The organism is Pseudomonas sp. MWU16-30322 (genome assembly GCF_020515535.1).
GTDB lineage: Bacteria > Pseudomonadota > Gammaproteobacteria > Pseudomonadales > Pseudomonadaceae > Aquipseudomonas > Aquipseudomonas fluorescens_H.
Genome location: NZ_JAIWYL010000012.1, coordinates 120,896 through 130,532, shown reverse-complemented (window position 1 = coordinate 130,532; position 9,637 = coordinate 120,896). Strand labels below are relative to the sequence as shown.

The 9,637-nt window shown below is 55.8% G+C and carries 15 protein-coding genes; 5 read left to right on the top strand and 10 right to left on the bottom strand.

Annotated features, from left to right (window positions below; genetic code table 11):
* Positions 1–8: 8 nt before the first annotated feature.
* Positions 9–599 carry a hypothetical protein gene (locus tag LCH64_RS23735; RefSeq protein ID WP_226501444.1) on the bottom strand — a complete coding sequence of 197 codons (591 nt, stop codon included), beginning with the start codon at positions 597–599 and terminating at the stop codon, positions 9–11.
* Between the two features lie 162 nt (positions 600–761).
* Here LCH64_RS23735 and LCH64_RS23730 point away from each other — a divergent pair, with 162 nt between their 5' ends.
* Positions 762–1,406, top strand: a complete 645-nt coding sequence (locus LCH64_RS23730) for a hypothetical protein (RefSeq protein WP_226501443.1) — start codon at positions 762–764, stop codon at positions 1,404–1,406.
* Positions 1,407–1,481: 75 nt separating this feature from the next.
* On the opposite strand, the gene LCH64_RS23725 is transcribed toward LCH64_RS23730, so the two are convergent.
* Positions 1,482–2,078 (bottom strand): hypothetical protein, encoded by a 597-nt coding sequence (locus tag LCH64_RS23725; protein WP_226501442.1) that lies wholly within the window; start codon positions 2,076–2,078, stop codon positions 1,482–1,484.
* On the opposite strand from LCH64_RS23725, the gene LCH64_RS23720 reads away from it, so the two are divergent.
* Complete coding sequence (locus tag LCH64_RS23720; protein ID WP_226501441.1) at positions 2,077–2,502, top strand: hypothetical protein; 426 nt, start codon at positions 2,077–2,079, stop codon at positions 2,500–2,502. The genes LCH64_RS23725 and LCH64_RS23720 overlap by 2 nt on opposite strands.
* On the opposite strand, the gene LCH64_RS23715 is transcribed toward LCH64_RS23720, so the two are convergent.
* The gene (locus tag LCH64_RS23715; RefSeq protein ID WP_226501440.1) at positions 2,459–2,809 is read right to left on the bottom strand and encodes a hypothetical protein; all 351 of its coding nucleotides are present in this window, start codon (positions 2,807–2,809) and stop codon (positions 2,459–2,461) included. The two genes, LCH64_RS23720 and LCH64_RS23715, sit on opposite strands and share 44 nt — an antisense overlap.
* Positions 2,810–2,908: 99 nt before the next feature.
* On the opposite strand from LCH64_RS23715, the gene LCH64_RS23710 reads away from it, so the two are divergent.
* Positions 2,909–3,133, top strand: coding sequence for a hypothetical protein (locus LCH64_RS23710; protein ID WP_226501439.1), 225 nt, complete (start codon positions 2,909–2,911; stop codon positions 3,131–3,133).
* A 6-nt stretch (positions 3,134–3,139) separates the two neighbouring features.
* Here the strand turns inward: LCH64_RS23710 and LCH64_RS23705 are convergent, their stop codons facing one another.
* The 6 genes from LCH64_RS23705 to LCH64_RS23680 form a co-directional block, all read right to left on the bottom strand.
* On the bottom strand, positions 3,140–4,762 hold the full coding sequence (locus tag LCH64_RS23705; protein WP_226501438.1) for a YqaJ viral recombinase family protein: 1,623 nt from the start codon (positions 4,760–4,762) through the stop codon (positions 3,140–3,142).
* On the bottom strand, positions 4,759–5,562 hold the full coding sequence (bet, locus tag LCH64_RS23700; protein WP_226501523.1) for a phage recombination protein Bet: 804 nt from the start codon (positions 5,560–5,562) through the stop codon (positions 4,759–4,761). The genes LCH64_RS23705 and bet overlap by 4 nt, the downstream gene beginning before the upstream one ends.
* Positions 5,563–5,730: 168 nt before the next feature.
* The gene (locus LCH64_RS23695; RefSeq protein WP_095135460.1) at positions 5,731–5,925 is read right to left on the bottom strand and encodes a hypothetical protein; all 195 of its coding nucleotides are present in this window, start codon (positions 5,923–5,925) and stop codon (positions 5,731–5,733) included.
* The gene (locus tag LCH64_RS23690; protein ID WP_003225301.1) at positions 5,922–6,113 is read right to left on the bottom strand and encodes a hypothetical protein; all 192 of its coding nucleotides are present in this window, start codon (positions 6,111–6,113) and stop codon (positions 5,922–5,924) included. Before LCH64_RS23690 ends, LCH64_RS23695 begins: the two co-directional genes overlap by 4 nt.
* On the bottom strand, positions 6,110–6,514 hold the full coding sequence (locus LCH64_RS23685) for a hypothetical protein (protein ID WP_226501437.1): 405 nt from the start codon (positions 6,512–6,514) through the stop codon (positions 6,110–6,112). Before LCH64_RS23685 ends, LCH64_RS23690 begins: the two co-directional genes overlap by 4 nt.
* 191 nt (positions 6,515–6,705) lie before the next feature.
* On the bottom strand, positions 6,706–7,134 hold the full coding sequence (locus LCH64_RS23680) for a hypothetical protein (RefSeq protein ID WP_226501436.1): 429 nt from the start codon (positions 7,132–7,134) through the stop codon (positions 6,706–6,708).
* Positions 7,135–7,891: 757 nt separating this feature from the next.
* Between LCH64_RS23680 and LCH64_RS23675 the strand changes: the two genes are divergently transcribed.
* Together LCH64_RS23675 and LCH64_RS23670 are read left to right on the top strand one after the other, a co-directional pair.
* Positions 7,892–8,260 carry a hypothetical protein gene (locus tag LCH64_RS23675; protein WP_226501435.1) on the top strand — a complete coding sequence of 123 codons (369 nt, stop codon included), beginning with the start codon at positions 7,892–7,894 and terminating at the stop codon, positions 8,258–8,260.
* The gene (locus LCH64_RS23670; protein WP_226501434.1) at positions 8,257–8,502 is read left to right on the top strand and encodes a hypothetical protein; all 246 of its coding nucleotides are present in this window, start codon (positions 8,257–8,259) and stop codon (positions 8,500–8,502) included. The genes LCH64_RS23675 and LCH64_RS23670 overlap by 4 nt, the downstream gene beginning before the upstream one ends.
* 453 nt (positions 8,503–8,955) lie before the next feature.
* Here the strand turns inward: LCH64_RS23670 and LCH64_RS23665 are convergent, their stop codons facing one another.
* Entirely contained in the window at positions 8,956–9,606 is a 651-nt protein-coding gene (locus LCH64_RS23665) for a hypothetical protein (RefSeq protein ID WP_226501433.1), read from the bottom strand.
* Positions 9,607–9,637 lie beyond the last annotated feature (31 nt).

Here is a 9,637-nt window from a genome sequence, read left to right as displayed (position 1 = left end):
GGCGGGGTTTACCAGGCGGAAGGTCGCGTAAAGAATCGGATGTTGGTCTTGCGGTCGCGATGCAGGTACGAACCTGGGCCAAGTTCATCCTGGACACGGCAAAGCTCTTCAAATTGCTCTGGGAAGTCTTCGCGGATCGCTCGAAAGTAGCCTTCGCCACCTTTCACGCAGCCGATGCAGTTAGCGTTGTCGTAGCCCAGGCGGTACATCAGCGGCAGTTCTATGCCAGCGCGCAGTACCATTGCCTTGCAGTCCTCTTTCCCTAACCCTGCGTCAATCAACGGCGCTATGACCGGTCGGTCCGGATTTCGTTCTCGGAAGTCCTCAAGCCGGTCAACCTCTTCGGCGGTGTAGCCAAACACCATGACGTCTCCAGGCTGTTTCCAGGCGTCGAGCAGGCGCCGTTTCAACAACTTGGTGCAAGGAGCACCGTTCCGCCCCTTCATGAACCGCTCGCGGTGAATCACCTGGATGATGTCGGCGCCGTATTTCTCGTCCCGCAACTGGACAACCTCCTGGCCGAACCACTCCTGGCAGTCCAGCATGAACCGCCGGTTGTCTTCATGCTCGTTTGCTAAAAACGCATTGATGATCTGCACCTCGTGTGTCGCGCGTACTGTGCCAATGCCAGTTTGGTAGCCACCGCCGAGGCAGCGCCGCAGCTGAACTGGCAGACGATTCGGGGTTGTTTTGCGGACATTGGGGATCCTCGCCGGTATATTGGTATCTGGAATTTAGGGATAGATAGGATGTCGATTTGTATGGCTATTTCTGATATCGATTGGCAACTTACTAAGGATGTTGCATCAGTTCTTGGTTCGGTAGGTGCGCTGCTTGGTGTAGCCGCCGCTGCCTATTTCGGGCACCAAGGATTGGCTACTTGGAGGAAACAAATAAAAGGCGCTGGCGATCACGAGCTCGCGCGTCGTACCTTGATAGATCTATATCGATACCGGGATGCTCTTGATCTTGTTCGTTCCCCAACAATCTGGGCCAGCGAAACTAGACCCGACGATAACGAAAGTCCGCATGTCGATCCGCGCATAGAAAGGTTTAACGAGACCTGTCGCGCCTACACGCGGAGGTTAAGGGAGGTGCGTAATGTTCGAGCTCCGCTTAACGCAGCATTGCTTGAGATCGAAGCGGTGTGGGGAGGGAATCTGAAAGAGCTACTTAAACCTCTCTACAAACTCGAGAATGAACTTGATGCATATATTCGTGCATTTTTAAATGCGCAAAATCCTAACGTTTCAGATAGTTTCAGAGCGTCATATAATAAGATATTGGCAAAGCAGAGGGATATTATTTATTCAGATCCGGATTTCGAGTTTGATTTTTTCAAGTCGGAATTCAACTCGGCACTAGCCGTCATTGAAAAGTATCTGAAGTCAAAACTTATAAGGTGAGAGTTAGCGATCGCCTTTTTAGCTGGCGTGATTCGAATAAGTGGGTATTTGTGTTCGGCCCGGCATGGAGCAGGTTCAGGCGGTGATGCGCTCGCCGATCACGGTGGTGGTGAACTGAACGGTGTATTCGGTGACCAGCTCGAACTCGCCGCCGCAGGTATCACAGGACATGTTTTTGTCGCCGTAATCTTCCGTCTCGATGTGGATGACGGTTGCGCAATGCGGGCACTTGCATTCGTCTTGGAGGCGATAGTCCCACTCGTCGTATTCGCTTTCGGCGACCTTGGCCAAGGCCTGTGCTTTCGCAACTGCGTCTTCGGCGTCTTGGCAGGGTTTGCAGGTAAAGCCCTCCGGATGGCCCCACGGAGTTTCCGTCAGATTCGAACGGTGAGTGCTGCACAGCCTGCACACATTGTGCTTATCGCAGACGCTGTAGCTCCACTTTTCGCCAGTGCCGTTGCATTTGGCGCAACCGGACACCCAATACCAGGCGCCATCGATACGATCGGCATAAAGCCCTGTTTCGGGAGGGTCAAGCCTGACCTCCGGCAAGCCATTGGTGTGTGGCTTGCCATGCCTGGCTTCGTTCCAGATGTTCGTTTTCCCTGACCGCAGGCGTTCAGTCCACTCGCCGGGGATTTCCGGGATCAGGATCTTCGTGTTCTTGTCCATGGATTATCTCCAGTCAGGAGCCGCCCTCCGTGACCGGTGGTGGCAATTTGGTTTGGGTTGGGGTATTACGGGTGACCGGCACGGAGCCGGACAAGGAGTAAAAATGCGCGAGTCCAATGTTTCAGTTGATTCCTTGAATGCATATGGGATCAACATCTCTACCCGCCATGGCAAGGCATATGAGCTAGCTGAGATGCTCAACTTCTGCGTTGCGATCGCTAAAAAGGAACTACAAAGCCGAGTCGTCAGCTTGTTTTATGACTCGAACAGCTGCTGTTGCAATTTCGAACTCTGCCCTTCTGTAGAGCAGTTCGATGAAGTAGCCGATGAGATTTTGAACACTGCCTTAGAGACGATCGGTCAATTCGAATGGTTCGGCATCATCGAGCACGGAGCGCCGATGGAGATTGATCTGGAGGTATAAACTCATCGCCCGGATCTCGTTTCAGCTCAGCAAGGCTCTGGTTTCGGAATTCTCGCGCCACGTTTTCGCTAATCACGATTTCGTGTCGCGCTTTCAGCGCCTCCCGCGCACCGTCACGCCCAAGCGAATGAACGTAACGCAGGCAACCCTCAATCACTGAGGCCTGTTCGGTGTCTTCGCTCCAATCCATGAGCTCTTCCAGCGTCAGTCGAGTGCCAAGCCGGCAACGGTGCCGCAATTCTTTCTCGTCGAATTCGATCCGCTTCAGCGCGGCCTTCGCCGATCGTTCTTGTCCAGTCTTTGCCATGGCCTACCTCTTCAATTCCGCTGGCCGGCAAGTCCAGCCAGTTCAGTAACTTTAAGCTTCAACACTCCGTGATCCGTCTCGATAACGTAGGTTGAAGTGATGGCTAAATGCGATTACGATGCCGCCCCTTCACAAGGGAGTTGCGCAATGTTTCCAAGGTATTTTCGCTGGATCGCAGCATTTGGCATTCTCGCGGCATTGGCGGTGATGGTCATTACCGGGCTGCAGGTGTTTTCCGGCATGGCCTCAGCCGGAGATCTGATACGACCCATCATCGGCGTGGTTGCATTCGGCTGGATGTTCACTCAATCGACCAAGGCTTGAGGCAGATCACGCTGCCACCTTGACCAGCCTCACACCGGCCATGCTGAACTTGTCGCCTTGGGCTGCGACCATTGCGTCGAGTTTCTCCCAGTCCACGGTCAGAACCGAGATTGGAGCATGACCGCCAGCGATGGCATGGATCAGCGCTTCCAGATCGAACACCTGAGCTTGCAGGTTCACCTGCACCGCGGTTGAGGTTGCTGGTTTCGACGGAGACTGAACCGATGCGGCGGCTTTCACCGGTGCCGGGCTGTTGACTGGTGCTGGCTCAATTGGCGCGCTGGCTTTCGCTTCATCCTCGATGCGCTTCAACTCCTGCTGACGGATCTGCTCGCGCTGCGCTTCGGCTTTTTGCTCTTCGGCTTTCTGGTGTTCCGAAATCCGCAATCTGATCAGCGTGATCAGATCGTCGTTCGCTTTCATCACCAGCGGCTGAATATCGTTGAACAGGAAAGCGTAATCGGCCGCCAGCTCGGCCAAGCTGGCTAGGTTCAGGCGAATTGCGCCGGCGGCTTGGCTCGCGGCGATTTTCGCCCGGGCCAGCTCAGTATCGACGGCGTCCTGCAAGCTGGCGATCGTGCGCTTGTTCTTCATGGCGCCGGCGAAGTCTCCGGCGACCGCCGGCAGGGTGACTCGGCCCAATGTTTTGTTGATCGCTGCGACGTGCTCTGCCAGCGACTGCTCTGCTTTCTGCTTGATGTTGGTTTTCACCAGCAGTTCTTGAGCCTGCACCAGTTTGTTGACCTTCAGGCGAGTGTCCCGGGCGTGAGCACTGATCCGGGTCAGTGCAGAGAAAAGCTCGTCGATGCTCTGGGTCTGCGAAAGAGCCTGCTTCTTCGCAGCGTCGACTGCCTGCTCGACATCGCCGCACCATTTCACGGCCTTCTTGGCGTCGGCAAAGTCTTGGTCTGTCACCAGCGTGGTCTTCACCGAGTCGATGACCGCCAAAGCCGATTCCTCGAACACCTTGAGGTTGCTCTCGGTAACCATGCCAGTCAGTTCTATGCGCAGCGCTGGCAGCTCGTCCGGGGCCTTGCCGACGACAATAGAAGGCGCCTCGGCCAATTCAAAGTTGGCCAGGTCGGCCTCGAACTGTTTCCAGCCTTCCACCAACTGCGCGGCCCGTCCAGCGACAGGTCGGTATTCCATGTGCACGAAGTTTTCAGGGGTGCCGTCTGAGCAAACGAAAATCACGCGCTCGGCGCCGCTCACCAACAGCTGCTGTTCGAGTTGCCAGTAGTAGTGCGGCTCCAGCGCCTCGGCTTTCACCTGGGCCACAAGCGATTCGTTCCAGAGCTTGTGTTCGAAAAGGGTCTCGCCCAGCATCGTCGCGCCGTCCATGGAAGCGAGCATATTGCCGTCGGTGCCCACGACTGGATACAGCTCCTCGCCGATTATGACTTCAACCAGTGGCCGGGCAAGCGCTTCAGTTGCATGGCCTTTGTCGAAGATGTACTGCTGCGCCTGAGTGACCTCCGGCGCAATGCCGGTTTTCTTCATGGTCAGCAGGTCGGTGCGGGTCTGGTACTTCGAAGCGCCCATCATTGCGGGTGCCTCGGAGGCGGTGAAGTGCTGAGCGCGCAATGCGTGCCACTCGGCGGAGCCTTGAGCTACGTTGTGAATTTTCATGCTGCGTCTCCGTCGATTGGTTCCATTCGTTTGATTCGATCGATCTGCGAGTCGCTCAGCGTGTAGCGAGACTGAAGAAACGCGATCAGTGTTTCGGGATTGGTTTTCCCTTGGTCAATGCCGCCTTGCCATGTAGGGAGCATTGACTCGAACTTTTCGTCCGAGTAATCAGGATTTAGAGCAGGTTCCTTGACTGCCGACGGCTGCGGCGTCACATCGCGCGGAGCCTCGTCGAACGTCTTGCCTTCCATCTCGTCCGCTGTCGGCGCCGATCCGACCTCGGGGAACGCCTTGCGCAGCGCCTGTGCCTCGGCGCACTTGGCGAGCTGGGCGAATGCTCTGCGCTTCCACATCGAGTTCGGGGCGACAGTGTCCTTGCTGGCAGTGGCATAGTTCTCAAGCCAGCGCTCGCTGGCCGTGAACTCGGCGACAAGGCCGTTCGACATCTGGCGCTTTACCGTCACTCGGCACCACTCGGGATAGGTGACCTCGACGCCGCCCAGCTTGGCAGTGATCGGGGGGCCGTATTCGGGATCGCTGATTCCGGCGTATTGCCCGGTCCGAGCGGCCTGAATGCGGTACAGGCCGATGCCGGGCATGACGGTGTCGACCATCCCGCGACCTTTTTGATAGATCGGGACGATGTGTACCGGCTTGAGCATCGGGTCGAGCTGGGCCGCCTTGCAGTAGGCCAGCACCATCACAACCGAGTTGTGCGCCGCGCCTGGATACAGGCTTCCGCTTAGCACTTCGACGAGTGCATCCTCGGAAATGGCTGGCAGATGATCAGCCTGTTTCATTACTGCGGACATGGGGAATCCTTGCCGCGCCCAGCGCAGCTATTGAATGCTTTGTTTATTGAGTGATGCGGTCGGCGAAGGCGCTGAGCAGCATCAGGAAGGTGAAAACGCCGAGCGAAGAGAGCGAGCCGCGCCAGATGATCAGGCGGCGCGCCCATTGGCGACCGGTCACGGCCGAACTCTTACGGCGATGCGCTTACCCTTCATGGAAGGCGCCAAGCGCTGCGGGAGACTCGCGACCAGGTCCTCGCGCTTGCGACCGATGACCTCGTTAAAGGGAAGGCCGAAGCCGAGCAGGGCGATCTTGTGTTCGATGTCCTCAAGCTGCTCGTCGATCAGAGATTTAACCGGTGCCGTACTCATGCGTCCTCCTTGCGCCGCTGACAGGTGTCACGCAGGCGTTTGCAGTAGTGGTTGAATTCGTCGGTGGTGATTGCGCCGTCGGTGAAGAGGCGGGTGATCAGGCCCTGTACCAGCAGGCTGATGTCTTCTTCGCCGGCAGGCGCCGACACACCTTCTAGGGCTTGGTCGATCAGGATGTGAGGGCTCAAAACCCGCACTCCCGCTCTACGCGATCGCTTTCGCGCTTGGCATCTCGGTATTCGTTGGCGTGCACCGCGACCAAGTCGCCGGCTAACGTTCGAACTATCTGCGGATCACCGCCGACGGCTTCGATGGCCCACTTGTGCAGTACACCGCCATCCCCGCGACAGATCAGTTCGATCAGGATTTTCTCGATGTACCGATCGGGATCAGGGTTCGCGGCCATGTGATCCGCCAGCGCCTCCGATAAGTGGTCAGCGTTGACCAGGACCTTGCTGCGACCTACCGGATTTGGCGCCTCGACGTGGCGTCGATAAAGCAGATCGTCGACCGACTCGGTCAGCCATTCCTGACCTGCCTCCGTATCGAGGAAGTCGTCTTCCGGGATGGGCTTGCGTAGAGCTGACATGGTCGTCTCCAGAGTGACGGGGTGTTGATCCAACAAAACTCGGATGCACTCATCCGCTCCGCTGGTTGCCGTTGGGCGCGGAGGGGAGTGCATTCGAGATTGGTCGGGAGATTGATGCCTAGCTGCGCGGACTCATTGGGATACGACACGCAGAAAAAAGCCCGCGAGAGAGGCGGGCTTTGGGGATGGCTTCAGAGGCAGTCGGACTTGCCTATCTGAAACTCGACTATCGGTGAGCTGGTTGAATCTTTGTAGAGAAGGTCAATGGAAAGCCCCGATTTCACGAACTGCCCTAAACCTTTTTCATTACAGAATGCAGAGGCTGCAAGCGCTCTTGCGTCCTTGGTGAATTCATCAGAATCCATTTCGTCTTTCGTAACTTTTGTGAGTGTGTAAGAGATACGCATGACCTCATCGCTGTAGGTCACAGAATCGACGCGGGTTGAATCGTCGGATACTTTTCCGGACTGGACACTCATGATGAGCGCGAGCCCCTTGAGTTGGCGCTCCCGCTCCTGCTTTTTCTCTTCCGGGCCAGATTTTGCGTGCCATACCTGTACCAAGATAAAGAGCAAGGTCATTGCCGAAAAAAATATGATGATTCCGCGATTCTGTTTCAATTGAGATTACCGTAGCAAAAGGCCATTACTCATTTGACCATGCCGGTAGCACCATCTCAAGTTGGAGGAGTTGCGTCATTGATCCCCCCAAAAAGCCCGACTGCAGCTATCCGCTCCGGTGAGTGTCTCTTGGCATAGAGGGAATCGCGCGCCGGTGGGGCTGAAGGGAAAAGGCGTAGCGGGGTAGTGGAGCCGGCGGTGGATTGATAGTCCGAGCCGCCGGCAACAAGCATGGTTACTCTACGATGCAAATCCAGCGGTGATCTTCCCGGTATGGCGCGCGAGTGAAGTGAACATCTGAAACCAGATTCATGCCTCGCTCTTGGAGCGCTTCGGTCAGTTGTACGAGTGTCTCTGCTTGGATAGTCATTGCTGTCACCTCGTCAGATTTTCTGCGTTCAATGTTCTTGACCGGGCGGACAACTGGCTAATTCAATTTTTCTACTCGGTCGATTTGTTCAATCCACACCGCAGAGCTCTCCCTGACTGTCCCCTTCATTCAAGACTCAGGGCAAGGAGGGCTCTGCGCTGTGGACTGATGCCGCCTCATCGAAGCGGCATCAGTAAATCTGTGGTCTTTCTCCGCCCCATGCGCGGCGCCGCGGTTTCCCCACCTGGCCGGCGTCACACATTTCGTGTTCGGTGTTCTTCGCGGGCTGGCTTGCATGGTTTGGCGTCCTCCCATATGGGGAGTCCGGCAGGTTCCAGAGCCTGCATGGACTGGTGCTACTCTGTGGATTCCAAGGGAGGGTGATTGATGGATTTCGATCTGCTTACGCATGAGCTGAAAAAGGCATTTGCTCAACTCGACGTAACTGAAAAGCAGGAAGCGGCGAAAGCTGAAAAGCTCCAGCGAAAAGCCGAACGTGCTGTCCGGCGCAAAGCTGCGCGGAGAAAGCCGGTAACCGTCAAAACAACTCAAAGGCCGCCTGCAACAGCAGCGTGCCGCGATTGCGGCAAGCCCGCGAAGGCAGATGATGAGCTTTACTTCATTCCGGTGCAGTGCAACCACTGCCAAGATCTCTCAAGGTCAATCGACTTGGGAATCCATCAAAGAAGCCCCGTTGATTTTTCATTTGTGCACATTGTTCCGGGAGGGGCCCCGGGACTAGGAAGGCGTAAATGACAACCAAGAACGATCCAGACGAATCCCCCCAAGAAAGGCTCGAGCGGTTCCGTAGTAATCTGGAAAAACTAAAAAAGCGTTTTGACGAAATGCCGCCAGGGCGCGGAGCAGGAATGCCCGGCGAGATCAGAGCTCTTGAGCAGCGGATCAAAAGGGAAGAAATGCATATCCTCTCCGGCTATTACGAGCACAAGGGGCGGCCCGTCGGCGGCGGATCACCCGGTGGCGGGCGTCGTAAGTAGTTAGCTTTCCACAAAGCCCTTTTCAAGGCTCTCTGGAGAGCTTCCTGCCCGCTTTATTGCGGGCAGGTGGTCTCTATTTCTTGCACAGGCCAACGGTCGCTTTCCCGTCCGTGACTTTCCAGGCGCCCGTGAGGGCCAAGCCGCTGTACTGATCACCACGCAGCCTCTCCAGCTACGCCCTCCGAATGAGGCTTCCTGTGCCCAGCGCCGACATGAGGTCGAATCGCTGCGTACCGTTGCGCGGTACGTCCGCTGGCTATGCATCGGCCAGCTCGGCGTCCATCAGATTGTTAAAGAGCGGCGGGTCTCTTGAGGCCCTTCGCAGTGGCCGTGTGTCGCTGCGATGCACAAACAATACCGATGGCATTATTTATCGTCAATACCGATGGCAATATTATTTTTGATGCGCAGAAAAAAACCCGCTCGTTGGCGGGTCTTGCTGCGATTTATGATCTAGCCATTGTCAGCCTTCTTGGGCCGTTCTGACGCAATGTATTTCTTCATCGACGCGATCGTGGTGTCTGCAAATCCTTGATCTTTTCCGAATGCTTGCTTCACCGAGTCATCAGCCGCAATGAACTGCTCAATTTTGCCTATGCTTTCTTTGATGACTTCGATTTGCTTTTGCATGACCGCAACTAGCTCATCAGAGGCTCGACTGTATCGTTTTAGTCTCCAGTCGATCTCCTCCGGAGTGTCGGCTTCGTTGAGCTCTTTTTGCGACTGATCTAACTGCTTCCTTGCATCACCAGCTTCCATCAGTAGGCGAGTGTCAGCCTGGTCGGACCGGACGATAACTTTGCATTGCTCCAAGAACTTGACTGCAACATCTCGATCAGAAGGGTGGTAGTGCCAAGAGTGCGCTTCAAGTTTTGAAATGCTGGCATCCAGCTGCTCTATTGCCGCTGCACTACTCTTGAGGTATTCCCCAAATGTGATCCCGTTCTCTTTGCGGGCTTTTAGCTGGCGCTCTGTTTGAGTGACAGAGGCTTGGACCGTTTCGATGGCGAGTGCTCTCTCCTCGCTGCTCCTATACTGAGTCCAACCGAGCCATCCACCTCCTGCCACCAAAACAGCAAACAGGAACGCCCAGACAGTTTTCATGAAAAGTCCTTTTTACTTTATCGTGATCCGA